Origin of the sequence: Streptomyces sp. NPDC051561, from assembly GCF_044454195.1 — a bacterium.
Taxonomy (GTDB): Bacteria; Actinomycetota; Actinomycetes; order Streptomycetales; family Streptomycetaceae; genus Streptomyces.
On record NZ_JBITDM010000002.1, the window covers coordinates 89,368 to 116,049 of the forward strand.

Consider the following 26,682-nt stretch of genomic DNA (forward strand, 5'->3'; position numbering starts at 1 on the left):
TCACTTCCCTCCGGTGGTGGTGGCGCTCGCGGTGGCCGGGGTCACGGTGGCGGCCGGGGCCGGCGGCTCGGGGCCCACATCGACGTACGCCCGGCTGTTCTCTTCGCTGCTCCTGCTCGCACTGCGTGCGGCGCGACGGCTCCAGAGCCAGATCGTCACCGGAGCGAGTGTGATGACCAGGGCGAGTACGGCCCAGATGCGCATCGCCGCATGGGTGTGGTCGTAGTGCACGGACGCCCACAGCGAGGCGATCAGGACCGCCGCCCAGAAGAAGTGGATACGGAAGGTCATCAGCCGGTCGGGGCTGGCCTCGCCGCCCTTGGGCGTGACCACGAACCGGCCGCGCCTGCCGAGGACGGCCGCACCCAGCGACTTCAGATAGATCGGCGCGCAGATCGCGGACATCGCCATGCCGGCCAGACCGCCGGAGCCCTCGGGCTCGTGCGGGGAGACGTTGTGGCGGCGGTTCCAGAGGTAGAGGCAGATCTGGAGGGCCACCGCGTCGCTGTAGAGCATCAGCCAGACGGAGGTGGAGACCTGGGTTCCGGACGCCCCGAACCACAGGAACAGCACACAGCTCAGGATGCCCAGCAGCCAGTTGATCGCCGTCATGGGGTAATACACCAGCATCAGGCCGTAGTTGAGGAGGCGGCCCGGCGGAACTCGGAAGGGCGCCTTCCAGAACTGCTTGAAGACCGTCTCGTAGGTGCCCCTGGACCAGCGCATCTGCTGGGTGAAGAAGTCCGTCCAGGACGCCGGGCCCTCGCCGACCGCGAGCACGTCGGGGGTGTAGACCGAGCGCCAGAAGTGGCCGGTGCCCGGGTTCTTGCGGCGGTGCAGCTCGAAGCCGGTGGCCATGTCCTCGGTGATCGAGTCGTAGAGCCCGCCGATCTGGGTGAGGGCCCTGACCCGCACGACGTTGTTGGTGCCGACGAACATGGGCGCCCGGTAGCGGTTGCCGGCCCGCTGGATGAGGGCGTGGAAGAGGTACTGCTGCGACTCGGCGGCCTTGGTGACGGCGGCGGTGTAGTTGCCGTACACCTGCGGGCCGACGACGAAGGCGATGTCCGGGTCGCGGAAGTAGCCGAGCATCCGCTCCAGGTAGTTGGGCAGCGGGATGTGGTCGGTGTCGACGGAGGCGAAGAAGTCGTAGTCGCCGCCGTGCATGGCCAGCCAGGCGTTGTAGTTGCCGTGCTTGGTCTTCGCCCGGTGGACGCCCTTCTTCCGGTTCCAGTCGGGGATGCCCTTGCGGGTGAAGTGCTTGACCCCGAGCTCGGCGCAGAGGGCCTTGGCGCCGTCGTCGTCTCCCTCGTCGAGCAGCCAGACGTCCAGCGGACCGTCGTGGCGCACCTTGACCGCACCTTCGAGGGTGGCGCGGACCATCGCGAGGGGTTCCTTGCCGGGGACGTACGTCGTCAGGAACGCGACCCGCGTGTTCTTCTCGGCCCTGACCGGGACCGGGTCGCGGGCGACCAGGGTGGCGTGCGCGATCGACGTCACGTTGACCAGCATGAAGAACATGATGAAAGCGATCGAGCCGAGCATCACGTAGTCGGCGCGGACCAGCCAGGGGGCGGCGTTCTCCCGCTCGGTCCAGTGCGTCGGCCAGATCAGATAGGCCAGCAGCACCGCCGAGAGGGCCGGTGCGAGCAGCATCAGGAGGACTGCTCGTATTCGGTGGGGCTCCTTCGAGAGCAGGCTTGTGTACTGGACCGTGTAGGGGCCGCTCCCCGGGTCCGTCAGCGGCCCGGCGAGGCGGCTGTGCTTCTCGTAGTCGTAGCCCTCCGGCAACACACTGCCTCCAAGCTGGTCACGTGAGGCGCATACCTCACGAAACCAACAAAAGGTCAGATATCGGAGCGTGTCGATTCAGAGAGGGCCAATGGGGAGCGCCAGTGAGGCAGAAGGGTGGGCACCGGGACCGGGACCCGGTCAGCTCCGCTGCGTCTTGCGGCGGAGCTGGTGGCGTACCGCGCGCTGGGCCACCGGGCCGAGCTCTTCCAGTACGGCGACCAGGCCCGCGAGTTGCTCCAGTGCGCCGAACGCGGCGTCGGCGCCGCTCGGGTCGACGCCTTCGTACAGCTCCAGGCCGATGAAGGCGGCGGCCACCGCGCGGGCCAGTCCCTCCGGGTCGGTGAACTCGCCGACCGGGCTGCTGGCCAGGACCCGCCCCAGTACCTTCTCGATCTCCTCGATCCAGAGGTCGAGGCCCGCGGAGGTGGCGGGGGCGAGCGCGGACTGGGTCTGGGCTCCGGCGAGCAGCTGACCGAGGAAGGCGACATGGCCGCCGGCCTTCTCCTCCTCGTGCATGGCGCGGGCGAAGACGAGCAGTTCGGCGAGGGAGGTGACCTGGGCGAGCCGGGGCCGGTAGTGGGCGACGCGTTGTTCGGCGCCGTAGCGGCAGGCGGCGGCGAGCAGTTCGGCGACCGAGCCGAAGTGGTAGAAGACCAGGCCCTGGGCGACCCCTGCGGTGGCGGCGACGGTGCGGGCGGAGGTCTTCGCGATGCCCTGCTCGGTGAGCGTCTGCAACGCCGCGGCCAGCAGCTTCTCCTTGGTGTCCGCCGAACTCATGCGCGCGCTTCCTCTCTGATCGGCCGCAGCCCCTGGCGCGGTTCACGGCCCCGTACGTCCCGGTACTCGGCCCGGAAGGATCCCTCGTACCCGAACAGCGGGCCGACGTGTCTGTTGGTCACCCTGACACGGATCCGGAAGCGCCCGGACCGCTCGTCGTAGCTCTCCCGTACCTCCGCGTCGCCGCCGATCAGGTCCGGCACCCGGACGTCGAGGGGACCCTCGCGGAAGCGGTGCTCGCCCGAGCGGATGACCAGGCCGCCCGCCGCGTCGGCGGTGAAGTGGAGGTCGCTGGCGAGGTGCTGGTGGGTGCCGAGGTAGTCCAGAACGCAGTCGCGCTCGGGGCTGTGCACCATGGTGGCGTCGAACCGGCGCGGGCCGTAGGGGAAGTGGAAGGTGCGGACGAAGGTGACGGTCTCGCGGCCGCAGGAGTCGCGGTAGGGCACGTTCTCGATGACGAAGGGGATGTCGCGGCCCTCGCGCGGCACCAGGATGTTGCGGGTCGCACCGAGCGCCAGGAACGGGCGCACCCACCGGCCGCCGTGCCAGATCCGGTCCATCACGCCCCGCCCGACGCAGGCCTCGCCGCCTTCCAGGCCGACCGAGAAGCGCCGCTGGAGCTGGGGGTGCAGCCGGGCGAAGACCTCGCCGCCCATGGCGGTGCGGAAGATCGATCCGGCTCCGATGAGAGTGGGGTTCATGCGGGCAGCTCCTGGCGGTCGAGCTCGGCGAGCAGGGACGGGGTGCGTACGGGCACGGGCGGCCGGCGCAGACAGCGGCGGGCGGCGGGGGTGACCGGCAGCGGCGGCAGGAAGAGCGCTGCCGCGAGCAGCACCGCGGCGGTCACCGGCACGCTTCCCGCCAGGACGACGGCGAGCACCATCACGGCGGTACGGGCGGCCAGTTCGCCCAGCGCGTGCAGCAGGGACCGTACGGGCGTGATCCCGCGCTCCAGCCACAGCCGCAGCCGGTCGAAGGACCAGGCGGTGGCCCAGCCCATCAGCGGCCGGAACACCCACCGGTCGGCGACCGCACCCACCCCGCCCCAGCGCGGCCGGTAGTCGTACCCGGTGAGGAAGCGGACGCCGTCGTCGGTGGGGACGTAGCGCCAGTAGCCGCTGCCCTCGGCGAGCAGCGAGAGCGGGTGTGCGGAGGAGAAGCGGAGGGCGGAGGTGCGGGTGCCGTCGGGGCGGTGCCGCTCCCCCGCGGCGATCCCGACCCCGGAGACGGTCAGCCAGGGCAGCACCCGGGTCGCGTACCGGAAGCGCTGCGGCCGTCCCTCGACGGGCGGCAGGTAGTCGATCTCGGTGAAGCGCAGATCCCAGCGCTGGTGCTGGCCGGGCTCCTGGGTGCGGTCCCACAGAACGTCCTGGTCGGCGCGGATCAACGCCTCGACGTACAGCTGCTTCATGTACTGACCTGCGCTTTCTCACTTTTGAGCACTTGCTCAAAAGTAAGGTACGCCTTTTTGAGCAAGTGCTCAATACCTGTTTGAGCACTCGCTCAATCCCAGGGCAGCAAAAAACCCCCGGCCCGTTGGGCCAGGGGTTTCACAGAACCTCACCACACGTGTTTCAGCCCGACAGTGTCAGGCCGACAGATGTCGCTCCACCGTCTCGACCTTGGAGCTCAGACCGTCGGTGACGCCCGGACGGATGTCGGCCTTCATCACCACGGAGACGCGCGGAGCACGGGCCTCGACGGCGGCCACGGCACGCTTCACCACGTCCATCACCTCGTCCCACTCCCCCTCCACCGACGTGAACATCGCGTCGGTGCGGTTGGGCAGACCGGATTCGCGGACCACGCGGACGGCGTCGGCGACGTACTCCCCGACGTCCTCACCCACACCCAGCGGCGTGACGGAGAAGGCGACAATCATGCGACGACCCCGCTCTCCTTGCGCGCGCGGGCGGCGATCACGCCGTCCTTCTCCTCGCGCTTGAGGATCTTGTCGCCGTACAGACCGCCGAACGGAATCACCGCGAGGAAGCCGAAGAACAGCACCCGCTTGAAGGACCACTTCGCCTTGGCCCACACATCGGCGAGCATCACCAGGTAGAGCAGGAACAGCACCGCGTGCAGCACGCCCAGCGGCATCACCAGGTCGATGTCCGAGATACGGCTGAGCAGCGAACCGAAGATCAGCAGCAGCGGGAAGGAGAGCGCCTCCGGGATGGAGACGAGGCGGAGCCGGTGAATGGCAGCGGCGGTCTTGATGTCCACGGAAAGGCACCTTCGGGTTCTGCGCGGCCGGCGGGCCGGGGGCGACCGGCGCGGTCTGCGGGGCTTGCAAAGCTGATCTTGTGAACGCACGCACAAGCTGCGCCCATTGTGGCATCCGGCTTTACCACCTCTTGGCTCAGGGTCCGTTCAGGGTCCCTCTCCCCCGGAAGACCCTGGTCGCGGGGGCGCCCGCCCGATACCTTCGACCACGTGGCTCAGTTCCGACTCCAAGGCAGCAAGGTGCTCGCCGTCGACATGACCGGGGACGCCGTCAAGGCGAAAAACGGCTCCATGGTGGCGTACGACGGCCAGATCGCCTTCAAGAAGATGTCCGGCGGCGGTGAAGGCGTACGCGGCATGGTGACCCGGCGCCTCACCGGCGAACAGATGACGGTGATGGAGGCGAAGGGGCACGGCACGTGCTATTTCGCCGACCGCGCCAGCGAGATCAACCTGGTGAACCTCACCGGTGACAAGCTCTACGTCGAGTCCAGCAATCTGCTGTGCACCGACGCGGGGCTGCGCACCGGCACGACCTTCACCGGTCTTCGCGGCGGCGCGACGGGCAACGGCCTGTTCACCACGACCGTGGAGGGGAGCGGCCAGGCGGCCATACTCTCCGACGGCCAGGCGGTGGTGCTGCGGGTCAGCTCCCAGTACCCGCTGATGGTCGACCCCGGTGCGTACATCGCGCACACGGGAAACCTGCGGCAGTCCTTCCAGTCGGGGGTCAACTTCCGGACCTTCATCGGCGAGGGATCCGGCGAGGCCTTCCAGATCCGCTTCGAGGGTGAGGGCCTGGTGTACGTCCAGCCCAGCGAGCGCAACACCATCGGGGGCGACGTCTGATGCCGTTCCGCGAAGTCAACTCCAGGATGGTCGAGGCGCAGGTCGCGCCCGGCCAGAAGATGTTCAGCCAGCGCGGCGCCATGCTCGCGTACAAGGGCGAGGTCTCCTTCACCCCGAGCATCACCGGCGGCCAGGGCGGTGTGATGTCGATGATCGGCCGCCGGGTGGCCAACGAGCAGACCCCGCTGATGACCGTCGAGGGCAGCGGCACCGTGATGTTCGGCCACGGCGGCCACCACATCCAGGTGATCAACCTGGCCGGCGACACCCTCTACGTCGAGGCCGACCGGCTGCTCGCCTTCGACGGCACCCTCACCCAGGGCACCATGTTCATGGGCTCGCAGGGCGGTGTGATGGGCATGGTGCGCGGCCAGGTCTCCGGACAGGGCCTGTTCACCACCACCCTCAAGGGCCACGGCGCGGTCGCGGTGATGGCGCACGGCGGCGTGATCGAGCTGCCGATCACCCCGCAGCGCCCGGTGCACGTCGACCCGCAGGCGTACGTCGCCCACCACGGCGACGTACGCAACAAGCTGTCCACCGCGCTCGGCTGGCGCGACATGGTGGGGCGCGGCTCCGGCGAGGCGTTCCAGCTTGAGCTGTCCGGCAACGGCACGGTGTTCGTACAGGCCTCGGAGGAAAAGCTGTGAGTACCCCTATGGCCGGTGGCCCGGTCGTGCTCGACCCGCACACCCTCCCGAGCGACGACAACGTCAACCCGTACACCTTCTGCGTGGAGCTCAAGGGGAGCCAGTGGTTCCTGCAGAAGGGCAAGATGATCGCCTATTACGGGCAGATCGAGTTCAACGGCATCGGCCACGGCCGCTTCGACCGCCTGCTGCGCACCTCCTTCCACTCCCCGCTGCACGCCAGTGACTGGGTGGTCGCCGAGGGCAGCGGCAAGATGCTGCTCGCCGACCGCGCCTTCGATGTGAACTCCTTCGACCTTGAGGAGGGCAATCTGACCATCCGGGCCGGAAACCTGCTCGCCTACCAGCCGACGCTGGCTCTCAAGCAGTCGATCGTGCCGGGCTTCCTGACCCTGATCGGCACCGGAAAGTTCGTCGCGGCCTCCAACGGCCCGGTGGTCTTCATGGAGCCGCCGATCCGCGTCGACCCGCAGGCCCTGGTCGGCTGGGCCGACTGCCCCTCCCCCTGTCACCACTACGACCACAGCTATATGACGGGCGTGATGGGCGGCCTGCGCGCGATGACCGGCATCGGCGGGGCCTCCGGCGAGGAGCACCAGTTCGAGTTCGTCGGTTCGGGTACGGTGCTGCTCCAGTCGACCGAGCAGCTGATGGCCGAGCAGACGGTGGGCGCGGTCGGCACCGGCGCCGGCGGTCAGAACGCCGGGGTGCCGGGCGGCGGGCACGTACCGGGACAGAGCGGGTCCGCACCGCGCCTTCCCGGCCAACTGGGAGATCTCCAGCGTCGCTTCGGGCTGTGAGCGGTAGCATGCGGGGTGTGACGTCACGGCCGGGGTGCCGGGCGTCACACCCGCAGCACGCGGATATTTTGTCCAGCATTCAACTTCTTGGGTAGAATCGCCTCATGCCCACCATGGACAGCGGCCCCTCGCCCCACGACTCCGCCACCCGCTGGCTCAGCGAGGCCGAGCAGTGCGCCTGGCGCACCTATCTGGAATCCAGCAAGCTGCTGATGCACCAGCTGGAGAAGGACCTCCAGCCCTTCGGCCTGACCAACAACGACTACGAGATCCTGGTCAACCTCTCCGAGTCCGCCGACAAGCGCCTCAGGATGAGCGACCTGGCCGCGGCCACCCTCCAGTCGAAGAGCCGCCTCTCGCACCAGATCACCCGCATGGAGAACGCCGGTCTGGTGCGCCGCGAGAACTGCGAGTCGGACCGCCGCGGGCTGTACGCGGTGCTCACCGAGGACGGCGACCGGACCATGCAGCAGGTCGCCCCGCACCACGTGGCATCCGTCCGCCGCCACTTCCTCGACACGATGTCGTCGGACCAGCTGGCCGAGCTGCGCGCCGCGCTGACCCCGATGACGCAGGAGCTGCGCGGCAGGCGCGGCAAGATCTGATCTTGAGCGCTCCTGGTCCCGGGCGCTTCGGTCCCGGGCGCCTCTGGTCCCGGGCGCCTCTGATCCCGGGCGCTTCTGGGCCCGGGCGCTTCTGGTCCCGGGCGCCCCTGAGCCCCGGCGCTTCTGGTCCCGGGCGCCGCCGATACCTGTCGCTACGGGCGCTGGATTCGCGGTAGCACGAGGGTGAACTCGGCCCCTCCGCCCAGCACTTGACCCACCGTCAGTGACCCGCCGTGCCGCTGTGCCACATCCCGGGCAATGGCGAGACCCAGCCCCGCGCCGCCGTCGTCCCTGCTGCGCGCGTCGTCCAGCCGCACGAAGCGCTCGAAGACCCGCTCCCGCTCGGCCTCCGGCACCCCGGCCCCGTCGTCGGCGACCGTGAGGGTGGCCCGCCCGTCCTCGTCCCGCAGGGTCACCGTGACCGAACCGTCCGCGTGGCGCTGCGCGTTGTCCAGCAGATTGCCGAGCACTCGCGCCAACTGCCCGCGCGATCCGGTCACTTCGGCCACCTCAGGCGCCTGCACCGACACCGGATGCCGGTCCCGGCCCTCGCGCTGCGCGACCTGCTCGCGTACCAGCGCGGAGAGGTCCACCCGCGCCGCCCCGGGCTTCTCCCCCGCGTCCAGCCGGGCGAGCAGCAGCAGATCCGCCGCCAGGTCCTGGAGCCGTACGGTGTCCTCGACCGCCCCGTCCAGGTCGAGCAACTCCGGGTGGGCGGCGGCCACTTCGAGTTGGGTGCGGAGCGAGGCGATGGGGCTGCGCAGTTCGTGCGAGGCGTCGGCGACGAAGCGGCGCTGGCGGTCGACGGAGGACTCCAGGGCAGCCAGGGTCTCGTTGGTGGTGACGGCGAGCCGGTCCACCTCGTCGCGGGTGCCGGGGACCGGGACCCGGCGGGAGAGGTCCGCGGAGGCGGTGATGGCGGCCATCTCGGACCGGATCCCCTCGACCGGGCGCAGTGCGCGCCGGGTGACCAGCCAGGTGACCCCGGCCACGATCACCAGCAGCACCGGCAGCCCCACCAGCATCGCGGACCGCACGGTGGACACGGCGTCCTGTTCGGCGGCGAGCGGGGCGCCCACGTACACGGTGACGGTGACGCCGGCACCGGTGGTGGCCTCGACGGCGGCGAACCGGTAGTCGGAGGTGTCGCCGTCGACGGTCGCCGTGCCGGTGGTGAAGCGGGGCTCGTCGCGGGAGACTTCGCCCCGGCCGGGGTCGTCACGGTCGTCGCCGTCCTCGCCGCTGTCGACCGCACCGGGCGCGACCGGCTTCACCTGCCCGCTGCCGGTCCCCGAGACAGCCTCCAGCCGCTCGCTCGCGGCGAGAAGCCGGCCGTCCTCGGTGACCACCTGGACCGGGTTGTCCTCCTTGTCGGGCAGTTGCAGCTCCGCGTACGGCACATCCAGCGCCACCTGCGAGGCCACCTCCTGCGCCGCCACCTCCGCCCGGAGATCGGTCTGGTCGGTCAGCTTGGCGACCAGCACCAGCAGAACCGCCAGCCCCGCCCCGATCAGCGCGACCGCGACCACGGCGGTGGCGCCGAGCGCCGCCCTGGCCCGTACCGAGCGCATCACGCCTCCCCCGCCCCGTCCACTGCGCCGGTCCCGCCCACCGCGACGAGCCGGTATCCGGCGCCGCGCACGGTCTGGATGCGGGCGGCGCCGAGCTTGCGGCGCAGTGTGGAGATGTAGACCTCCACGATGTTGGGGTCGCCCTCGTAGGCGAAGTCCCAGACGTGCTCCAGCATCTCGGCCTTGCTGACCACCGCTCCGGGGCGCAGCGCCAGCTGTTCCAGTACCGCGAACTCCTTCGCGGTGAGCGTGACTTCGTCCCCGTCGCGGTGCACCCGCCGGGCGGCGGTGTCCAGGGTGAGCGCACCGACGGTGAGCAGCGGGGAGGACCCGGCGCTGCCCCGGCGGCGGAGCAGGGCGCGGATGCGGGCCAGCAGGACGACGTACGAGAACGGCTTCGTCAGATAGTCGTCGGCCCCGGTGTCGAGCCCCTCCGCCTCGTCGTACTCGCCGTCCTTCGCCGTGAGCATCAGGATCGGTACGTCGTTGCCGGCGGCGCGCAGCGTCGAGCAGACCCGGTAGCCGTTCATGCCGGGCAGCATGATGTCGAGGAGCAGCAGGTCGTACGGATGCTCGCTCGCCAGATGCAGTCCCTCAAAACCGTCGTGCACGACGTCCACAGCGAAGCCCTCGGCGGTGAGGCCCTTCGCCAGGGACACCGCGAGCCGCTTCTCGTCCTCCACGATCAACAGGCGCATGCGTCCAGAGTCGCAGGCCTCAGCTGAAGTGGCCTTCAGGTGGCTTCAGGTGGCGTTCAGCCTCGGGGGTCCAGATTGGTGGTCGTAGCAAGCAGATCGGCACGACGGAGGGAACCCCATGCTGAAGCGGAAGTACGTCATCGCAGCCGCCGCCGCGGTGGTACTGGCGGGAGCGGGCACGGCCACGGCACTGAGCCTGCCGCAGGACGACGCCCCGGCGGCCGGCACGTCCGCCGCCGCACCGAATACCGTCGATGGCAACGCAAACACCGGCAGTGGTAACGCAAACACCAGTAGTGGTGACGCAAACTCGGTCAATGGGAACGCGAACAAGGCCATCGACGCCGCCCTTGCCGCCGTCCCCGGCACCGTGACCGGCGTCGATCTGGAGGACGACGGCCACGAGTGGGACGTCGATGTGTACGGCAAGGACAAGAAGTGGCACGACGTGACCGTCGATGCCGCCGGCGCCAAGGTCGTCAACCAGCACCTCGACGACGACAACGACGGCCGGGACAGGAACGCCCCGCAGGGCGCCCCCGTCACCGTCCAGCAGGCCATGGACGCCGCACTGAAGGCGCAGCCCGGCAAGGTCACCGAGGCAGACCTGGAGAACGGCCGCTGGGAGATCGAGGTGGCCGGAGCGGACGGCCGCGCGCACGATGTGAACGTCGACGCCAAGTCCGCCAAGGCCACCGTCGTACCGGCTCAGAACTCCGACGACGACGGTCCGGGCGACGACGACCGGACCACGGCCGGCTCGGCCTCCGGCGCGGGCTCGGACTCCCGCCCGGACTCCGGCTCGGACGACTGACCGCCCCGCAGGAACAGTCCGGCCCCCGCCGAGCACAGCACCGGCACCGCCGCCAGCACGAAGCACAGCGCCAGCGGCAGCCGCCCCACCACCAGCCCGACCACCGCCGTACCGACCGAACTCCCGGCGTTCAGGCTGGTGTTGACCCAGGCGCCGGCCCGGGTGCGGGAGCCGGCGCCGGCGGCCTCGTCGGCCAGCAGATAGGAGGTCGTGATGGCCGGGGCGATGAACAGCCCGGCCAGCGCGGCGGCCGCTGCGAAGACGTACACCCCGGGCGAGAACCCGGCGAGCGCCAGCGCGCACCCGAGCCCGAGCGCGATCACAGGCAGCCGGGTGCGCGCCCCGGAACGCCACCCCACCGCCCCGTACGCGAGCCCGCCGACCGCGCTTCCCACCGACAGCGCGGCCTGCGTCCACCCGACGAACTCCGGCCGCCCCTGCTCCTCGGTGAAGGCGACGGCCAGCAGTTCGATCCCGCCGAGCGCGAGCCCGACCCCGGCGGCGACCGCCACCGGCAGCCCGAGACCGGGCATCCGCACCCGGGCACCCCTCTTGCCGCCGCCCTCCTTGCCGCGCGCTCCGGCCTCGGCGCGCGCCGCGAGCGGCGAGGCGACCATCACGACCGGTCCGACCACCACCAGCCCCGCCGCGATCAGCACACCGATCACCGGGAACTCGTACACCAGCGGAATTCCGATGAGCAAAGGACCTGTCACGAACAGCAGTTCCTCGGCGACCCCGTCCAGGCTGTAGGCCCGTTGCAGCATCTCCCGGTTCGGCATCAGCCGCCCCCAGAGCATCCGCATGGTCGGCCCCAGCGGCGGACAGCAGCAGCCTGCGAGTCCTGCCAGGGCGCCGATCAGCGGTACCGGCGCACCGGGCTCCCGGCAAGTGAGGGCGAGCACGGTGAGCAGGGCGGCGTACAGGAACGACATCGGCAGCAGCGCCCGGCGCGGCCCGTACCGGTCGACGAGCCCGGCCCGGAAGGGCGAGAGGAGCACGCTGCACGCGCCGAAGACGGCCGTGACGATGCCGGCTGCGGCGTACGACCCGGTGGCGTTCTTGACCGCCAGCACGAGAGGCAGCGGCAGCACCCCGTAGGAGAGCCGCCCGAGCAGTGCGGCGGCGAAGGTGCGGGAGGCATGGGGAGTGCGCAGGACTGCGCCGTACGAAGGAGGCGCAACGGAAGGAGGCGTCGCGGAAGGAGAGGGCCGTGCGGACATGAGGATTCCCCGGAAAGTGTGCGGAGGTGGGCAGACATGCCGAATCCACGGCCGCCGCGGCACAACTGCCGGGCGAAGCCGTGGAGTGGGCGGGCCCTATACCCCGCGGGGGAAGATCATGGGCGCCAAGCTAGCAGCGGACCGAGCAACTTGGACAGGGCTTTTCCGGCGGCCCGGGACCGGATCGACTGTCCACTCACCGGCGGCCCGGACCCTGCGACCCGGCCGGAACCCGCGACCGGGCCTCGGAACCCGTGGCCCGGTCGCACCACCCGAGGCCCGCAGCCCCGCCTCAGCCCCCGGCCCCCGCCAGCCCGCCGTACCCCCGTCAGCCTTCCGTGACCCCCGCCACCAGCTCGTCCGCAGCCGTGTACGGGTCCAGTTCGCCCGCCACGATGCGCTCGGCCAGTGCGCCCAGTCGTCGGTCGCCCCGCAGGTCGCCGATCCGTTCCCGAAGCGCCGTGACGGCGATCGTCTCCACCTCGTGGGCCGCGCGGGCCGCCCGGCGCTCGCCCAGCACCCCCCGCTCCTCCATCCACGCGAGGTGCTTCTCCAGCGCCTCGACCACCTCGTCGACGCCCTCGCCCCGCGCCGCGACCGTCTTCACGATCGGCGGGCGCCAGTCGCCGGGGCCACGGGACTCCCCGAGCCCCAGCATGTGGTTCAGCTCGCGGACGGTGGCGTCGGCTCCGTCGCGATCCGCCTTGTTGACGACGTACACATCGCCAATTTCCAGGATTCCGGCCTTGGCGGCCTGGATGCCGTCGCCCATTCCGGGGGCGAGCAGCACCATCGACGTATCGGCCTGCGAGGCGATCTCCACCTCGGACTGGCCGACGCCGACCGTCTCGACCAGGATCACGTCGAACCCGGCCGCGTCCAGCACCCGGATGGCCTGCGGGGCGGCCCAGGCGAGGCCGCCCAGGTGCCCACGGGTGGCCATCGACCGGATGTACACCCCGGGATCCGACGCATGGTCGGCCATCCGGATCCGGTCGCCGAGCAGCGCACCCCCGCTGAAGGGCGACGACGGGTCCACGGCGAGCACCGCGACCCGCTTTCCCGCGCGGCGGTACGAGGCCACCAGCGCCGACGTCGAAGTCGACTTGCCGACACCTGGTGACCCCGTCAGCCCGACGACGTACGCGTTGCCGGCCAGCGGCGCCAACGCCGCCATCACCTCGCGCAGTTGCGGGGACGCCCCCTCGACCAGCGAGATCAGCCGGGCCACGGCCCTGGGCCGGCCCTCCCGGGCCTGCTCGACCAGCGTGGGGACGTCCTGCATCGTTCTGCTCCGCTCACTCAGTGCGTCGTGCTCACCCGGGTCGTGCTCATCAACTACGCACGAGGGTTACTTGCCCGGTACGCGCACGATCAGCGCATCACCCTGGCCGCCGCCCCCGCACAGCGCCGCCGCACCCACGCCGCCGCCGCGCCGCTTCAGCTCAAGGGCGAGGTGCAGTACGAGGCGGGCGCCGGACATGCCGATGGGGTGGCCCAGCGCGATCGCGCCGCCGTTGACATTCACCTTTTCCGGCGTAACGCCGAGGTCCTTCATTGACTGGACGGCGACGGCGGCGAAGGCCTCGTTGATCTCGATGAGGTCGAGGTCGCCGACGGTCAGGCCCTCCTTGGTGAGGGCGTGCTGGATGGCGTTGGAGGGCTGCGACTGGAGCGAGCTGTCCGGGCCCGCGACATTGCCGTGGGCGCCGATCTCGGCGATCCACTCCAGACCCAGCTCCTGCGCCTTGGCCTTGCTCATCACGACCACGGCGGCGGCGCCGTCCGAGATCTGCGAGGCGGTACCGGCGGTGATGGTGCCGTCCTTGGCGAAGGCGGGGCGCAGCTTGGCGAGGCCCTCGGCGGTGGTCTCCGCGCGGATGCCCTCGTCCTGGGAGACCAGGACCGGCTCGCCCTTGCGCTGCGGGACCTCGACCGGGGTGATCTCGGCCTCGAAGGTGCCGTTCTTCTGGGCGGCGGCGGCGCGCTGGTGGGAGAGCGCGGCGAACTCGTCCTGCGGGACGCGCTCGATGCCCAGGATCTTGTTGTGGCGCTCGGTGGACTCGCCCATCGGGATGCCGTCGAAGGAGTCGGTGAGACCGTCGTACGCCATCGAGTCGATCATCTCGATCGCGCCGTACTTGTGGCCCTCACGGGACTTCGGCAGCAGGTGCGGGGCGTTGGTCATGGACTCCTGGCCGCCCGCGACCACGATGTCGAACTCGCCCGCGCGGATCAGCTGGTCGGCCAGCGCGATGGAGTCCAGGCCGGAGAGGCAGACCTTGTTGACGGTCAGCGCCGGGACGTTCATCGGGATGCCGGCCTTGACGGCGGCCTGGCGGGCGGGGATCTGGCCCGCACCGGCCGTCAGCACCTGCCCCATGATCACGTACTGGACCTGGTCGCCACCGATGCCCGCACGCTCGATGGCCGCCTTGATCGCGAAGCCGCCGAGGTCGGCTCCGGAGAAGGACTTGAGGGAGCCGAGCAGACGGCCCATGGGCGTCCGGGCGCCCGCGACGATGACGGAGGTGTTCGTTCCGGGAGTTCCAGGCATGAGGCACGGCCCCTTGGGAGGTTGGGAGTGAACGAGGGTTTACCTGAATGTACTGACGTGGTCAGCGCCCGTCACCGGGCATCCGGTGTGACGGCGCGCACGTTGCGTAACCAGGTCCAACCGCGCTGCACTGGACGCATGCTGACGCGAATCGATCACATCGGAATTGCCTGCCACGACCTCGACAAGACCGTCGAGTTCTACCGCGCCACCTACGGCTTCGAGGTCCACCACTCCGAGATCAACGAGGAGCAGGGCGTCCGCGAGGCCATGATCAGGATCAGTGGGACGTCCGACGGCGGCGCCTCCTACCTCCAGCTCCTGGAGCCCACCCGCCCCGACTCGGCGGTCGGCAAGTGGCTGGCCAAGAACGGCGAGGGCGTGCACCACATCGCCTTCGGCACCGAGGACGTGGACGCCGACTCGAACGACATCCGCAGCAAGGGAGTTCGGGTGCTGTACGACGAGCCGCGCACCGGTTCCATGGGTTCGCGGATCACCTTCCTGCACCCCAAGGACTGCCACGGCGTCCTGACCGAGCTGGTGACCGCCGCCCAGGACCCCGAAAAGCACTGAGGAGCAAGGACCGCCGACCCCCGCCCGACCCGGCCGGTAGAGTGGGCCGTTCCGGGCCGGGGCCGGGATCGGGGCCTGCGACTTGTGGCCCGCTGTTGATCTGACACCATTCCCCGGAGGCCCGCCCGCTGACAGGGTGGGGCCGTACGCAGGCGGGTGCACGGCGTTGACGGCGTAAAGACGTGGACGGCGTGACTCACCACAAACAGAGTCACGACAGACAGTTGCGACCAGGGGACGGATGGGACCGCGCAGTGCGGGGCTACGAACGCCAGGAGAGCCCTCAGCGGGCTGAATCCGACCATCTCTCGCGGTTCGAGGCCGAGATGGACCGGCTGAAGACCGAGCGGGAGAAGGCGGTCCAGCATGCCGAGGACCTCGGCTACCAGGTCGAGGTGTTGCGCGCCAAGCTCCACGAGGCGCGCCGCAACCTCGCGTCCCGGCCTGCCTACGACGCGGCCGACATCGGCTACCAGGCCGAGCAGTTGCTCCGTAACGCCCAGGTACAGGCGGACCAACTCCGCACCGACGCCGAGCGGGAGCTGCGCGACGCCCGCGCCCAGACCCAGCGCATCCTCCAGGAGCACGCGGAGCACCAGGCCCGGCTGCAGGCCGAGTTGCACCAGGAGGCGGTCACCCGCCGCCAGCGCCTGGACCAGGAGCTTTCCGAGCGCCGGCAGACCGTCGAGTCGCACGTCAACGAGAACGTGGCGTGGGCCGAGCAGCTGCGCGCCCGTACCGAGGCGCAGGCCCGCCGGCTGGTCGAGGAGTCCCGCGCCGAGGCCGAGCAGGCGCTGACCACCGCCCGTACCGAGGCCACCCGGGTCGCCGAGGAGGCCCGTCAGCGCCTGAGCGCGGACGCGGAGGCCGCCCGCGGCGAGGCCGAGGCGACGTTGCTGCGCGCCCGCAAGGACGCCGAGCGCCTGTTGAACGCGGCGTCCGCCCAGGCACAGGAGGCCACCTCCCACGCCGAGCAGCTGCGCACCTCCACCACCACCGAGTCCGACCAGGCCCGCAAGCAGGCTGCCGAACTGTCCCGCACCGCCGAGGCGCGGATGCAGGAGGCGGAAACGGCACTGCGCGAGGCCCGCCTGGAGGCGGAGAAGGTCCTCTCCGAGGCGAAGGACGCCGCCGCCAAGCAGCTCGCCGGCGCCGAGTCCGTCAACGAGCAGCGCACCCGTACGGCCAAGTCCGAGATCGCCCGCCTGGTCGGCGAGGCCACCAAGGATTCCGAGGCGCTGAAGGCGGAGGCCGAGCAGGCGCTCGCCGACGCCCGTGCCGAGGCCGAGCGGCTGGTCAACGAGGCCGCCGACAAGGCACGCACCGTCGCCGCCGAGGATTCCGCGGCACAGCTCGCCAAGGCGGCCCGCTCCGCCGAGGAGGTCCTCACCAAGGCGTCCCAGGACGCCCAGGAGACCACCCGCAAGGCCGCCGAGGAGGCCGAGCGGATCCGCCGCGAGGCCGAGGCCGAGGCCGAGCGGCTGCGTGGCGACGCCGCCGAGCAGGCGGACGAGCTCAAGGGCGCGGCCAAGGACGACACCAAGGAGTACCGGGCCAAGACGGTCGAGCTCCAGGAGGAGGCCCGCCGGCTGCGCGGCGAGGCCGAGCAGCTGCGTTCCGAGGCGGTCGCCGAGGGCGAGCGGATCCGGGGCGAGGCGCGGAGGGAGGCCGTCCAGCAGATCGAGGAGGCGGCCAGTACCGCCGAGGAGCTGCTGACCAAGGCGCGTACCGACGCCGAGGAGCTGCGGGCCACCGCGGGCACCGACAGCGAGCGGGTCCGCTCGGAGGCCACCGAGCGCGCGAACACCCTGCGCAAGCAGGCCGAGGAGCTGCTGGAGCGCACCCGCGCCGAGGCGGACCGGCTGCGCGCGGAGTCCGAGGAGCAGGCCGAGCACGCGAAGGCGGAGGCCGAGGAGTCCGTACGGTCGCTGCGCGAGGACGCCGAGCGCTCCATCGAGACCCGCCGCACCGAGGCCGCCGACGAGCTGGGGCGGCTGCGCGCCGAGGCCGAGCAGCGGCTGGCCGCCTCCGAGGAGGCGCTGACCGGGGCGCGCGCCCAGGCCGAGAACATTCGCCGGGAGGCCGGCGAGGAGGGCGACAGGCTGCGCGCGGAGGCCGCCGAGCGGGTCCGCACCTTGCAGACGCAGGCCGAGCAGGAGGCCGAGCGGCTGCGCACCGAGGCCGCGTCCGACGCGGCGCAGTCCCGCTCCGAGGGCGAGAACGCCGCCGTACGGCTGCGCGGCGAGGCGTCCGCGGAGGCCGAGCGGCTGAAGGCGGAGGCGCAGGAGAGCGCGGACCGGGTGCGCGCGGAGGCTGCCGCGGCCGCCGAGCGGGTGTCCGGCGAGGCCGCCGAGGCCCTTTCGGCCGCGCAGGAGGAGGCGGTACGCCGCCGCCGCGAGGCGAGCGAGACGCTCGACAACGCCCGCGCCGAGGCCGAGCACGAGCGCAACCAGGCCCGCGAGCAGAGCGAGGAGCTGCTGGCCTCCGCCCGCAAGCGGGTCGAGGAGGCGCAGAACGAGGCGCAGCGTCTGGTGGAGGACGCCGACCGGCGGGCCGGGGAGCTGGTGTCGGCGGCCGAGCAGACCGCGCAGCAGGTGCGGGACTCGGTGGCCGGGCTCCAGGAGCAGGCCGAGCAGGAGATCGCCGGGCTGCGCAGTGCCGCCGAGCACGCGGCGGAGCGCACCACCAGCGAGGCGCAGGAGGAGGCGGATCGGGTCCGTTCCGACGCGTACGCCGAGCGGGAGCGGGCCAGCGAGGACGCCACCCGTATCCGCTCCCGGGCGCAGGAGGAGTCGGAGGCCGCCAAGGCGCTCGCCGAGCGCACCGTGGGCGACGCCATCACCGAGGCCGAGCGCCTGAAGAACGACTCGCAGGAGCGCGCCCAGCAGCTCCGTACCGAAGCGTCCGACGCACTCGCGGCGGCCGAGGAAGCGGCGTCGAAGTCCCGGGCCGAGGCCCGCGAGGACGCGAACCGCATCCGCAGCGACGCCGCCGCCCAGGCGGACCTGCTGGTCGGTGAGGCCCGCACCGAGGCCGAGCAGATCCAGCACGCGGCGGCGGAGGTACGCGGCAAGGCCGACCAGGACGCCGCCCACAAGCTCGCCGAGGCGAACGACGAGGCCGAGCGCCTGGCCGCCCAGGCGTCCGCGACGCTGGCCTCCGCCGAGCAGGAGGCGGAGCGGCTGCGCGGCGAGGCCGAGCGGATCAGGGCCGAGGGCGAGGCGGAGGCGGAGCAGCTGCGCCAGGCCGCCCGTACCGACGGCGAGCAGGTCCTCGACGAGGCCCGCAAGGCCGCCGACAAGCGGCGTACGGACGCCGCCGAGCAGGCCGACAAGCTCATCACCCAGGCCGCCGAAGAGGCGGAGAAGCTGGTCACCGACGCGACCCGGCAGGCCGAGCAGCTGATCTCGGACGCGACCGGTGAGGCCGAGCGGCTGCGGGCGGAGGCGGCGGACACCGTCGGTTCCGCCCAGCAGGCCGCCGAGCGTATCCGCACCGAGGCCGCGAAGCACCGCGAGGACACCGACGCGGCGGCCGAGCAGGTGCGCAGCGAGGCGCGGGCGGAGGCGGACCGGCTGCTCGACGAGGCGCGGGAGACCGCGGCCAAGCGGCGCTCGGACGCCGCCGAGCAGGCCGACCAGTTGGTCGCCAAGGCCCAGGAGGAGGCGTTGCGCGCCGCCACGCTGGCCGAGGAGCAGGCCGACACGATGGTCGGTGCGGCCCGCAAGGAGGCCGAGCGGCTGGTCTCGGAGTCCAAGGTGGAGGGCAACTCGCTGGTCGAGCAGGCCCGTACGGACGCCGATGAACTCCTGGTCGGTGCGCGCCGGGACGCAACGGCCATAAGGGAGCGGGCGGAAGAGCTGCGGACCCGCCTGGAGGGCGAGATCGAGGAGCTGCACGAGCGTGCGCGCCGCGAGACCTCCGAGCAGATGAAGACCACCGGCGAGCGCGTCGACAAGCTGATGAAGGCGGCCACCGAGCAGCAGGCGGAGGCCGAACAGAAGGCCAAGTCGATGGTTTCCGAAGCCAGTTCGGAAGCGGGCAAGGTGCGTATCGCGGCAGTCAAGAAGGCCGAGCAACTGCTCAAGGAAGCCGAGCAGAAGAAGGCCGAACTCACCCGCGAGGCAACCAAGTTGAGGGATGACGCGAAGGCCGAGGCGGACCGCATGGTCGCCGAGGGGCAGCGCGAACTCGACGTCCTGGTGCGCAGGCGCGAGGACATTCAGGCCGAGATCTCCCGTGTCCAGGACGTACTTGAGGCGTTGGAATCATTCGAGGCACCGTCCGGGGGCGGCAAGCCGGCCGGCGGCTCGTCAGCGAGCGGCGTCAAGGCCGGTGTGGCGGCGGGCGGGACTCGATCGGGTGGCAAGTCTTCGGACGGCTAGCCGGGATCACGGCGATCTGCACGGAACCCACGGTGTCTCCCGTGATTCAGGTGACTGGAGGGATTCCGTGATTGAGCTGTGATTCCAGCCAGGTTTGACGAGGTGTTCATCCCTGCGAGTGGCAAGCACTCCGGCTGGTTGCCACTCAAAAGGAGGGTCATTCTCCAGATCAAACCCGCATTGGCTCGATGACACGCCGCTTGGGCCCCTAGGATTCCCCTATCACCTCACCGGTCTCATTCGACAGGAACCTCATGAGCGACACTTCCGCCTCCCCATACGGCTTCGAGCAGGTGCGGCGCGGTTACGACCGCGGTCAGGTGGACGACCGCATTGCCAAGCTGCTCGCCGACCGTGACAGCGCACTCGCCCGCATCACCTCTCTGGAAAAGCGCATCGAGGAGCTCCACCTCGAAACGCAGAACGCCCAGGCCCAGGTCAACGACGCCGAGCCGTCGTACGCCGGGCTCGGTGCCCGCGTCGAGAAGATCCTCCGGCTGGCCGAGGAGGAGGCGAAGGACCTGCGTGAGGAGGCCCGTCGCGCCGCCGAGCAGCACCGCGAGCTGGCCGAGTCGGCCGCCCAGCAGGTGCGCAACGACGCCGAGTCGTTCGCCGCCGAGCGCAAGTCCAAGGCGGAGGACGAGGGCGTCCGGATCGTCGAGAAGGCGAAGGGCGACTCCGCCCAGCTGCGCTCCGAGGCGCAGAAGGACGCGCAGTCCAAGCGCGAGGAGGCGGACGCCCTCTTCGAGGAGACCCGCGCCAAGGCCGCCCAGGCCGCCGCGGACTTCGAGACGAACCTGGCCAAGCGCCGCGAGCAGTCCGAGCGTGACCTGGCGTCGCGTCAGGCGAAGGCGGAGAAGCGCCTCGCGGAGATCGAGCACCGGGCGGAGCAGCTGCGCCTGGAGGCCGAGAAGCTCCGTACGGACGCGGAGCGCCGCGCCCGTCAGACGGTGGAGACCGCGCAGCGCCAGGCCGAGGACATCGTGGCCGACGCCAACGCCAAGGCCGACCGGATCCGCAGCGAGTCCGAGCGCGAGCTGGCGGCGCTCACCAACCGCCGCGACTCGATCAACGCCCAGCTCACCAACGTCCGCGAGATGCTGGCGACGCTGACCGGTGCGGCCGTGGCCGCCGCCGGTGCCCCGGTGGACGACGAGCCGATCTCCCGCGGGGTCCCGGCCCAGCAGTCCCGCTGAGGTCCCGATCCGGCTGACCTGGCCGGCTACGGGGACCCCGTAACCCCGCAGCAGCCTCTGGTACGTCACCGAAGGCCCCCGCCGCTCTCCAGTGGCGGGGGCCTTCGCGCGCGCTTAGCGTGGCCGCATGATCGAGGTAACCGGGCTGACCAAGCGGTACGGCGAGAAGGTCGCGGTCAACGACCTGAGCTTCCACGTGAGTCCGGGCATCGTCACCGGTTTCCTCGGGCCCAACGGCGCGGGCAAGTCCACCACGATGCGGATGATGCTGGACCTGGACCGCCCGACGGCCGGCTCGGTCCGGATCGACGGCAAGCGCTACACGGACCTCAGCGAGCCCCTGAAGTACGTCGGGGCGCTGCTGGACGCCAAGGCGCTGCACGGCGGGCGCAGCGCGTACAACCACCTCCTGTGCCTCGCGCAGAGCAACGGAATCCCGGCCTCCAGGGTCGGTGAGGTGCTGGACACCGTCGGGCTCACCGCGGTCGCCAAGAAGCGCTCCAAGGGCTTCTCACTGGGCATGGGGCAGCGTCTGGGCATCGCGGGCGCGCTGCTCGGCGACCCGGAGATCCTGATGTTCGACGAGCCGGTGAACGGACTCGACCCCGAGGGCATCCACTGGATCCGCAATCTGATGAAGTCGCTGGCCGCCCAGGGGCGCACCGTCTTCGTCTCGTCGCACCTGATGAGCGAGATGGCGCTGACCGCCGAGCACCTGGTGGTGATCGGGCAGGGGCGGCTGCTGGCGGACACCTCGATGGCGGAGTTCATCCGGAACAACTCCCGCAGCTACGTGCGGTTGCGCAGCCCGCAGCAGGAGCGGCTGCTCGACGTGCTGCACCAGGCGGGCATCACCGCGGTGCAGGCCGGTAACGGGACCCTTGAGGTGGACGGTGTCGCCTCGGAGCAGCTCGGTGAGCTGGCCGCGCAGCATCAGCTGGTGCTGCACGAGCTGAGCCCTCAGCAGGCTTCGCTGGAAGAAGCGTTCATGCAGCTCACCGCGGAGTCGGTGGAATACCACGCACGCGCGGAACCGACGGGATGGCGGGCCTGAGATGCATGCGGGAAACGTACTGAAGTCGGAATGGACCAAGATCAAGTCGGTGCGGTCCACCGGGCTGACACTCGGGCTCGCGATGGTGGTCACCCTCGCCCTCGGCCTGCTGATCTGCCTGGTGGTCAAGGGCGAGTTCGACAAGATGGACGCAAAGGAAACCGCGTTCGCCGATCCGACGTACACCAGTTTCGCGGGGATCTCTCTGGGCCAGCTCGCAATGATCGTTTTCGGCGTGATGGTGGTCGGCAACGAATACAGCACCGGAATGATCCGCACCTCGCTCGCCGCGGTGCCCCGGCGCGGCACTTTCTACGCCAGCAAGATCGTAATTGCGACACTGCTCGCTTTCGGGGTCGCGCTGGTGACGAGTTTCGTGACGTTCTTCGTGGGACAGGCGGCGCTCGGCCCGGAGCACAACGCACAGCTCGGCGACACGGACGTGCTGCGTGCGGTGATCGGCTGCGCGCTCTACCTGACGCTGATCGCGGCCTTCGCGATGGGTGTGACGACGGCGCTGCGCTCGCCGATGCTGGCGCTGGGCATCATGATTCCGCTGTTCTTCCTGCTCGCGCCGATCCTGGCCTCGGTGAAGGCCACCCGGAAGTTCGGCCAGTTCCTCCCCGACCAGGCCGGCACGAAGATCATGCAGGTGGTCGCGCCGGAGAACGACACCGCGCCGTACGGTCCGTGGGGCGGCCTGGGGATCATGGTGCTCTGGGTGCTGGTCGCGCTGCTGGCGGGCTGGCTGGTGCTGAAGCGCCGGGACGCCTAGGCAAAGCACCCCTCACCCCGAACACTCGTTCTTGGCCGGAACGGCACCCCCTTGGTTAAGCTCCTACTGCTTACGGGGGCGAAACGGATCGCTGTGTGACCGCACGTGGTCGTGGCCCCGACGATCTGTCGATGGGGCTAGTGAATGATCGAGGCAGTCGGCCTGACGAAGCGCTACGGCGCGAAGACGGCCGTGCACAACCTGTCCTTCCAAGTACGTCCGGGCACGGTGACCGGGTTCCTGGGGCCCAACGGCTCGGGCAAATCCACCACCATGCGCATGATCCTCGGCCTGGACACACCGACCGAGGGTCACGTCACCATCGGCGGCCACCCCTTCCGCGAGCTGCCCAACGCACCCCGCCAGGTCGGCGCCCTGCTCGACGCCAAGGCGGTGCACGGCGGCCGCAGCGCGCGCAACCACCTCCTCTCGCTGGCCCAGCTCTCCGGCATCCCGGCCTCCCGGGTCGACGAGGTGCTCGGTGTGGTCGGCCTCCAGGACGTGGCCCGCCAGCGCTCCAGCGGCTTCTCGCTCGGCATGGGCCAGCGGCTCGGCATCGCCGCCGCCCTGCTCGGCGACCCCCAGGTGCTGCTCTTCGACGAACCGGTCAACGGCCTCGACCCCGAGGGCATCCTCTGGGTCCGCAATCTGATGAAGATGCTCGCCTCCGAGGGACGCACCGTCTTCGTCTCCTCGCACCTGATGAGCGAGATGGCGCTCACCGCCGAGCACCTGATCGTGATCGGGCGCGGGCAGCTGCTGGCCGACATGAGCGTGCGGGACTTCATCGCCGCCAACTCCGCCGGGTTCGCCCGGGTACGCACCCCGCAGACCGACCCCGCCCAGCGCGACAAGCTGACCGCGGTGCTCGCCGAGGCGGGCGGCCAGGTGCTGCCGGAGCCGGACGGCGCACTGCGGGTCACCGGCCTGCCGCTGCCGCAGATCTCCGATCTGGCGCACGGGGCGGACGTGCGGCTGTGGGAGCTGGCGCCCCACCAGGCGTCGCTGGAGGAGGCGTACATGCGGATGACCCAGGCCGCTGTGGACTACCGCTCCACCGACGACCAGCTGGCCGGCTTCGAGCAGCACCCGCCCGCCGGACTGCTGCCGGGACAGCCGCTGCCCGGTCAGCCGATGCCCGGCGGTCAGCCCCCGGCCGCGCAGGCCCCGCCGCAGCACGGCTGGTACGCCCCACCGCCGCCCCAGCCGGGCCAGCCGCACCCCGGGGTGCCCGCGGGCACGCCGGCCGCCGCCACCCCCGTACCGGCGGATCAGAACCCGTACGCCGCTCCGGCACAGGCTCCCCCCGCGCCGGCCACTCCCCCGCCGCCCGCCCTCACCAAGAACGACGCCCCCAGCAGCGAAACCCCCGAGGACGCCCGATGACGACACCCTCGACCCCGTACCAGCAGCAGGGCGCCCTCTCCGCGCCGCAGCACGAACGGTCCGGCGCTCCGCAGCACGGCGGCGCCCCCGGCTATGTCTCCCCGGTGCCGCAGCGCCGCGCGACACTGATGGACGCGCTCGCCTCGGAGTGGACCAAGATCCGCTCGGTGCGCTCCACGATCTGGACGCTCAGCGTGATGGTGGGCCTGGTCATCGGCATCAGCGCGCTGATCACCCTGACGCTCAGCTCCGCGAACGCGCTGCCGTCCAACGAGTCGCCGATCTCGTTCGGCTTCGTCGGGGTGCTGCTCGGCATCATTCCGGTGATCACCCTCGGGGTGATGACCATCGCCTCCGAGTACGGCACGGGCATGATCCGTACCACCCTGACCGCCTGCCCCAGCCGGGCACGCGTCCTCGGGGCGAAGTCGCTGGTCTTCTTCCTGCTCACCTTCGCGATCACGCTGGTCGCCACCGCGCTGGTCTCCGGGATGATGTCGGCGGTTCTCGGCGGCACCACGAGCGGCGATCTGTGGCTGCGGGCGACGGTCGGGGTCAGTGCGTACGTCGCCCTGACCGGCCTGCTCTCGCTGGCCGTCGGCTCGCTCATCCGGCACTCGGCGGGCGCGATCACCATCATGATCGGCTTTGTGCTGATGCCGCTGGTGATGGCGCTGTTCATGATGTCGGAGTCGCTGCGGGACGTGCAGATGTTCCTGCTGGAGTACTCGATCCCCAGCCAGCTCGGCGTCCTGTACGGCACGTCGATGGGCGACGGCGGCCCGACCGGCTGGGAGCCGCTGGGCATCATGGCCGTCCTGGTGGCGATCTTCCTCGGCGTGGCGTTCCTGGGCCAGAACAAGCGTGACGTCTAGGCCGAGGTCCAGAACAAGCGTGACGTCTGGGCCGCGAACAAGTGGGACCTCTGAGGCCCGCGGCCCACAACAGGCGTGACGTTCAAGCAGATCCCGGCGAGCGGATTCAGACGCTCAGTGACGAGGCGCGTTACGGGACCGCTGCACCTTCGTGGTGCGGCGGTCCTTCGCGTTCCAGCAGGCCTTGTGCCAGTGCCGGCGGTCGTCCACGCCGCCGTAGTCCGGCCACGCCACGATGTGCGGGACGCCGGAGGGGATCTCCTGGTCACAGCCGGGGCAGCGGTACCGCTTGCCCATGGCACTCGCCCCGCTCACCTGCCGTACCAGCCACTCCTCCCCCTGCCAGGACTCCGCGTGCTGGAGCCCGTAGCGGTCCGGCGAGTCACCGCCGCCCCCACCGTTCGGGGTCGGACTGGCGCCGCCTCGGGGGCGGTTGTGGCGCGGGGACACGTAGCACCTCATGGGGCCGTGCGGACGGTTTTCCCACAGCCTAGGCCCATCAGGCAGGGGTAGGCGTACCACTGTGGGAGGTACTCCGGTACCCCCGGGGCGCCCTTAGCCGGAAAATCACAAGAGCTTTGCGCGTGCCCGTGCCTTTGGCACTTGTCAGACGTTAATGACAGTGGGGCCACTCCGATCGGGGACGGGTGAAGGAGCGGGGTCCGGTGCGTGCAGGTGCGGGGCGGAGGAGGGAGTCGACGCGGAGCGTCGGCGACTGACGACAACGCGGCAGATGCGCGTGCCGGGGCCCGTGACGCCGCCCCCGATCGGAGTGGCCCCACGAGGGGGATCGCCGATTGGGAGCCTGAAAGGGAGGCAGAGGGCGATGCACATTGGAGCTTTTGTACTTGCGGCACAGTTCCCGGGTCAGGGACAGGGAGAAACCTTGCACCGGGCCGTACGGTCCGCGGAGGTCGCCGAGGAATCGGGCCTCGACTCGGTCTGGCTGGCCGAACACCACTTCGTCCCCTACGGGGTCTGTCCCTCCGCCGTGACGCTGGCGGCGCTGCTGCTCGGCCGCACCCGCCGGATCAGGGTGGGGACGGCGGTGACCGTGCTGCCCACCGCCCACCCGGTCAATGTGGCGGAGCAGGCGGCGCTGCTGCACCTGACCTCGGGCGGCAGGTTCTCGCTCGGGGTCGGGCGCGGTGGGCCGTGGGTCGATCTGGAGGTCTTCGGCAGCGGGCTGAAGGCGTACGAGGAGGGCTTCCCGGAGTCCCTGGACCTGCTGCTGCGCTGGCTGCGCGAGGACCGGGTGGCGGCCGACGGCGAGCGCTACCGCTTCCGCGAGGTCGCCGTCGTACCCCGGCCCGAGCAGCAGCTGGAGGGGGCGCCGGGCCCCGAGGTGATCGTCGCCTGCACCTCGCCGAAGAGCGTCCAACTGGCCGCGGAGAAGGGGCTTTCGATGCTCCTTGGGATGCACTGCGGCGACGAGGAGAAGGCCGGCATGACCGCGCTGTGGCGCTCCCACGCGAAGGCCTGCGGTCGTACGCCGTCGGAGATCGAGGCCGGTGCGCGCGGTCATGTCTCCGCCGGGGTCGCCCAGATCGCGGACACCACCGCGGACGCCTGCGAGACCCTCACCAAGGCGATGCCCGGTTGGCTGAAACAGGGACTGGACGCGCATGTGACCGTCGACGGCAGGCACCGTGCGATGCGCGACCCGGTGGCGTACACCGAGAAGCTGTGCACCCTGCACCCGGTGGGGACACCGCAGTTGGCCGCGGACCGGTTGGCAGAGACCTCGGAGCGGACCGGGATCACCCGCTTCGCACTGCTCACGGAGGGTTCCGGCGACCTCGCCTGTACGGAGGAGAACGTACGGCGGCTGGGGACCGAGGTGCGGGAACTGCTCGCCTGAGCGTGAGCTG

Annotated in this window: 25 protein-coding genes; 13 read left to right on the forward strand and 12 right to left on the reverse strand. The window is 70.8% G+C overall.

Translation table 11 applies throughout. The features are described 5' to 3' along the window. From ACIA73_RS04745 to ACIA73_RS04770, 6 genes are all read right to left on the reverse strand, one after another. Complete coding sequence (locus ACIA73_RS04745; RefSeq protein ID WP_399436841.1) at positions 1 to 1,794, reverse strand: glycosyltransferase family 2 protein; 1,794 nt, start codon at positions 1,792 to 1,794, stop codon at positions 1 to 3. A gap of 138 nt (positions 1,795 to 1,932) precedes the next feature. Next, the gene (locus ACIA73_RS04750) at positions 1,933 to 2,571 is read right to left on the reverse strand and encodes a TetR/AcrR family transcriptional regulator (protein WP_399436842.1); all 639 of its coding nucleotides are present in this window, start codon (positions 2,569 to 2,571) and stop codon (positions 1,933 to 1,935) included. Further along, positions 2,568 to 3,272 carry a DUF4166 domain-containing protein gene (locus tag ACIA73_RS04755; protein WP_399436843.1) on the reverse strand — a complete coding sequence of 235 codons (705 nt, stop codon included), beginning with the start codon at positions 3,270 to 3,272 and terminating at the stop codon, positions 2,568 to 2,570. The genes ACIA73_RS04750 and ACIA73_RS04755 overlap by 4 nt, the downstream gene beginning before the upstream one ends. Then, positions 3,269 to 3,982, reverse strand: coding sequence for a hypothetical protein (locus ACIA73_RS04760; protein WP_399436844.1), 714 nt, complete (start codon positions 3,980 to 3,982; stop codon positions 3,269 to 3,271). Before ACIA73_RS04760 ends, ACIA73_RS04755 begins: the two co-directional genes overlap by 4 nt. A 177-nt stretch (positions 3,983 to 4,159) precedes the next feature. Continuing rightward, on the reverse strand, positions 4,160 to 4,453 hold the full coding sequence (locus ACIA73_RS04765; RefSeq protein ID WP_399436845.1) for an MTH1187 family thiamine-binding protein: 294 nt from the start codon (positions 4,451 to 4,453) through the stop codon (positions 4,160 to 4,162). Beyond that, positions 4,450 to 4,797 (reverse strand): DUF3817 domain-containing protein, encoded by a 348-nt coding sequence (locus ACIA73_RS04770; RefSeq protein WP_399436846.1) that lies wholly within the window; start codon positions 4,795 to 4,797, stop codon positions 4,450 to 4,452. Before ACIA73_RS04770 ends, ACIA73_RS04765 begins: the two co-directional genes overlap by 4 nt. A gap of 210 nt (positions 4,798 to 5,007) precedes the next feature. Between ACIA73_RS04770 and ACIA73_RS04775 the strand changes: the two genes are divergently transcribed. From ACIA73_RS04775 to ACIA73_RS04790, 4 genes are all read left to right on the forward strand, one after another. Further along, a complete protein-coding gene (locus ACIA73_RS04775; RefSeq protein WP_399436847.1) occupies positions 5,008 to 5,646 on the forward strand; it encodes an AIM24 family protein in 639 nt (212 codons plus the stop codon). Beyond that, entirely contained in the window at positions 5,646 to 6,296 is a 651-nt protein-coding gene (locus ACIA73_RS04780; RefSeq protein WP_399436848.1) for an AIM24 family protein, read from the forward strand. Before ACIA73_RS04775 ends, ACIA73_RS04780 begins: the two co-directional genes overlap by 1 nt. An 8-nt stretch (positions 6,297 to 6,304) precedes the next feature. Continuing rightward, the gene (locus ACIA73_RS04785; protein ID WP_399437448.1) at positions 6,305 to 7,096 is read left to right on the forward strand and encodes an AIM24 family protein; all 792 of its coding nucleotides are present in this window, start codon (positions 6,305 to 6,307) and stop codon (positions 7,094 to 7,096) included. A 113-nt stretch (positions 7,097 to 7,209) separates the two neighbouring features. After that, complete coding sequence (locus ACIA73_RS04790; protein WP_399437449.1) at positions 7,210 to 7,701, forward strand: MarR family winged helix-turn-helix transcriptional regulator; 492 nt, start codon at positions 7,210 to 7,212, stop codon at positions 7,699 to 7,701. A gap of 152 nt (positions 7,702 to 7,853) precedes the next feature. Here ACIA73_RS04790 and ACIA73_RS04795 read toward each other — a convergent pair whose 3' ends face one another. After that, positions 7,854 to 9,272: a sensor histidine kinase gene (locus ACIA73_RS04795; protein WP_399436849.1), complete on the reverse strand. Its 1,419-nt coding sequence runs from the start codon at positions 9,270 to 9,272 to the stop codon at positions 7,854 to 7,856. Beyond that, complete coding sequence (locus tag ACIA73_RS04800; protein ID WP_399436850.1) at positions 9,272 to 9,970, reverse strand: response regulator transcription factor; 699 nt, start codon at positions 9,968 to 9,970, stop codon at positions 9,272 to 9,274. The genes ACIA73_RS04795 and ACIA73_RS04800 overlap by 1 nt, the downstream gene beginning before the upstream one ends. Before the next feature lie 118 nt (positions 9,971 to 10,088). On the opposite strand from ACIA73_RS04800, the gene ACIA73_RS04805 reads away from it, so the two are divergent. After that, a complete protein-coding gene (locus tag ACIA73_RS04805) occupies positions 10,089 to 10,784 on the forward strand; it encodes a PepSY domain-containing protein (RefSeq protein ID WP_399436851.1) in 696 nt (231 codons plus the stop codon). On the opposite strand, the gene ACIA73_RS04810 is transcribed toward ACIA73_RS04805, so the two are convergent. From ACIA73_RS04810 to ACIA73_RS04820, 3 genes are all read right to left on the reverse strand, one after another. After that, the gene (locus tag ACIA73_RS04810; protein ID WP_399436852.1) at positions 10,679 to 12,007 is read right to left on the reverse strand and encodes an MFS transporter; all 1,329 of its coding nucleotides are present in this window, start codon (positions 12,005 to 12,007) and stop codon (positions 10,679 to 10,681) included. The two genes, ACIA73_RS04805 and ACIA73_RS04810, sit on opposite strands and share 106 nt — an antisense overlap. Before the next feature lie 328 nt (positions 12,008 to 12,335). After that, entirely contained in the window at positions 12,336 to 13,292 is a 957-nt protein-coding gene (gene meaB, locus ACIA73_RS04815; RefSeq protein ID WP_399436853.1) for a methylmalonyl Co-A mutase-associated GTPase MeaB, read from the reverse strand. 66 nt (positions 13,293 to 13,358) lie between these two features. Next, a complete protein-coding gene (locus tag ACIA73_RS04820; protein ID WP_399436854.1) occupies positions 13,359 to 14,564 on the reverse strand; it encodes an acetyl-CoA C-acetyltransferase in 1,206 nt (401 codons plus the stop codon). Between the two features lie 138 nt (positions 14,565 to 14,702). Between ACIA73_RS04820 and mce the strand changes: the two genes are divergently transcribed. From mce to ACIA73_RS04855, 7 genes are all read left to right on the forward strand, one after another. Continuing rightward, the gene (gene mce / locus ACIA73_RS04825; protein ID WP_399436855.1) at positions 14,703 to 15,140 is read left to right on the forward strand and encodes a methylmalonyl-CoA epimerase; all 438 of its coding nucleotides are present in this window, start codon (positions 14,703 to 14,705) and stop codon (positions 15,138 to 15,140) included. A gap of 254 nt (positions 15,141 to 15,394) precedes the next feature. Continuing rightward, positions 15,395 to 19,525, forward strand: a complete 4,131-nt coding sequence (gene scy / locus ACIA73_RS04830; protein WP_399436856.1) for a polarized growth protein Scy — start codon at positions 15,395 to 15,397, stop codon at positions 19,523 to 19,525. 254 nt (positions 19,526 to 19,779) lie between these two features. Continuing rightward, complete coding sequence (locus ACIA73_RS04835) at positions 19,780 to 20,721, forward strand: cellulose-binding protein (RefSeq protein ID WP_399436857.1); 942 nt, start codon at positions 19,780 to 19,782, stop codon at positions 20,719 to 20,721. Positions 20,722 to 20,848: 127 nt separating this feature from the next. After that, positions 20,849 to 21,775 carry an ABC transporter ATP-binding protein gene (locus ACIA73_RS04840; RefSeq protein ID WP_399436858.1) on the forward strand — a complete coding sequence of 309 codons (927 nt, stop codon included), beginning with the start codon at positions 20,849 to 20,851 and terminating at the stop codon, positions 21,773 to 21,775. Position 21,776: 1 nt separating this feature from the next. Further along, entirely contained in the window at positions 21,777 to 22,550 is a 774-nt protein-coding gene (locus ACIA73_RS04845; RefSeq protein ID WP_399436859.1) for an ABC transporter permease, read from the forward strand. A gap of 144 nt (positions 22,551 to 22,694) precedes the next feature. After that, entirely contained in the window at positions 22,695 to 23,936 is a 1,242-nt protein-coding gene (locus tag ACIA73_RS04850) for an ABC transporter ATP-binding protein (RefSeq protein WP_399436860.1), read from the forward strand. Beyond that, entirely contained in the window at positions 23,933 to 24,811 is an 879-nt protein-coding gene (locus ACIA73_RS04855) for an ABC transporter permease (protein WP_399436861.1), read from the forward strand. The genes ACIA73_RS04850 and ACIA73_RS04855 overlap by 4 nt, the downstream gene beginning before the upstream one ends. A gap of 114 nt (positions 24,812 to 24,925) precedes the next feature. Here the strand turns inward: ACIA73_RS04855 and ACIA73_RS04860 are convergent, their stop codons facing one another. Continuing rightward, positions 24,926 to 25,261: an ATP/GTP-binding protein gene (locus tag ACIA73_RS04860; RefSeq protein ID WP_399436862.1), complete on the reverse strand. Its 336-nt coding sequence runs from the start codon at positions 25,259 to 25,261 to the stop codon at positions 24,926 to 24,928. Positions 25,262 to 25,637: 376 nt separating this feature from the next. On the opposite strand from ACIA73_RS04860, the gene ACIA73_RS04865 reads away from it, so the two are divergent. Continuing rightward, on the forward strand, positions 25,638 to 26,672 hold the full coding sequence (locus ACIA73_RS04865; protein WP_399436863.1) for an LLM class flavin-dependent oxidoreductase: 1,035 nt from the start codon (positions 25,638 to 25,640) through the stop codon (positions 26,670 to 26,672). The last annotated feature ends 10 nt before the right edge of the window (positions 26,673 to 26,682 follow it).

Coding starts and splice junctions, on each gene's coding strand:
- ACIA73_RS04840 (WP_399436858.1), top strand. CDS start 20,849: ATGATCGAGGTAACCGGGCTGACCAAGCGGTACGGCGAGAAGGTCGCG.
- ACIA73_RS04790 (WP_399437449.1), top strand. CDS start 7,210: ATGGACAGCGGCCCCTCGCCCCACGACTCCGCCACCCGCTGGCTCAGC.
- ACIA73_RS04835 (WP_399436857.1), top strand. CDS start 19,780: ATGAGCGACACTTCCGCCTCCCCATACGGCTTCGAGCAGGTGCGGCGC.
- ACIA73_RS04750 (WP_399436842.1), bottom strand. CDS start 2,571: ATGAGTTCGGCGGACACCAAGGAGAAGCTGCTGGCCGCGGCGTTGCAG.
- ACIA73_RS04780 (WP_399436848.1), top strand. CDS start 5,646: ATGCCGTTCCGCGAAGTCAACTCCAGGATGGTCGAGGCGCAGGTCGCG.
- ACIA73_RS04855 (WP_399436861.1), top strand. CDS start 23,933: ATGACGACACCCTCGACCCCGTACCAGCAGCAGGGCGCCCTCTCCGCG.
- ACIA73_RS04755 (WP_399436843.1), bottom strand. CDS start 3,272: ATGAACCCCACTCTCATCGGAGCCGGATCGATCTTCCGCACCGCCATG.
- ACIA73_RS04805 (WP_399436851.1), top strand. CDS start 10,089: ATGCTGAAGCGGAAGTACGTCATCGCAGCCGCCGCCGCGGTGGTACTG.
- meaB (WP_399436853.1), bottom strand. CDS start 13,292: ATGCAGGACGTCCCCACGCTGGTCGAGCAGGCCCGGGAGGGCCGGCCC.
- mce (WP_399436855.1), top strand. CDS start 14,703: ATGCTGACGCGAATCGATCACATCGGAATTGCCTGCCACGACCTCGAC.
- ACIA73_RS04810 (WP_399436852.1), bottom strand. CDS start 12,007: ATGTCCGCACGGCCCTCTCCTTCCGCGACGCCTCCTTCCGTTGCGCCT.
- ACIA73_RS04850 (WP_399436860.1), top strand. CDS start 22,695: ATGATCGAGGCAGTCGGCCTGACGAAGCGCTACGGCGCGAAGACGGCC.
- ACIA73_RS04765 (WP_399436845.1), bottom strand. CDS start 4,453: ATGATTGTCGCCTTCTCCGTCACGCCGCTGGGTGTGGGTGAGGACGTC.
- ACIA73_RS04845 (WP_399436859.1), top strand. CDS start 21,777: ATGCATGCGGGAAACGTACTGAAGTCGGAATGGACCAAGATCAAGTCG.
- ACIA73_RS04795 (WP_399436849.1), bottom strand. CDS start 9,272: ATGCGCTCGGTACGGGCCAGGGCGGCGCTCGGCGCCACCGCCGTGGTC.
- ACIA73_RS04800 (WP_399436850.1), bottom strand. CDS start 9,970: ATGCGCCTGTTGATCGTGGAGGACGAGAAGCGGCTCGCGGTGTCCCTG.
- ACIA73_RS04785 (WP_399437448.1), top strand. CDS start 6,305: ATGGCCGGTGGCCCGGTCGTGCTCGACCCGCACACCCTCCCGAGCGAC.
- ACIA73_RS04820 (WP_399436854.1), bottom strand. CDS start 14,564: ATGCCTGGAACTCCCGGAACGAACACCTCCGTCATCGTCGCGGGCGCC.
- ACIA73_RS04760 (WP_399436844.1), bottom strand. CDS start 3,982: ATGAAGCAGCTGTACGTCGAGGCGTTGATCCGCGCCGACCAGGACGTT.
- ACIA73_RS04865 (WP_399436863.1), top strand. CDS start 25,638: ATGCACATTGGAGCTTTTGTACTTGCGGCACAGTTCCCGGGTCAGGGA.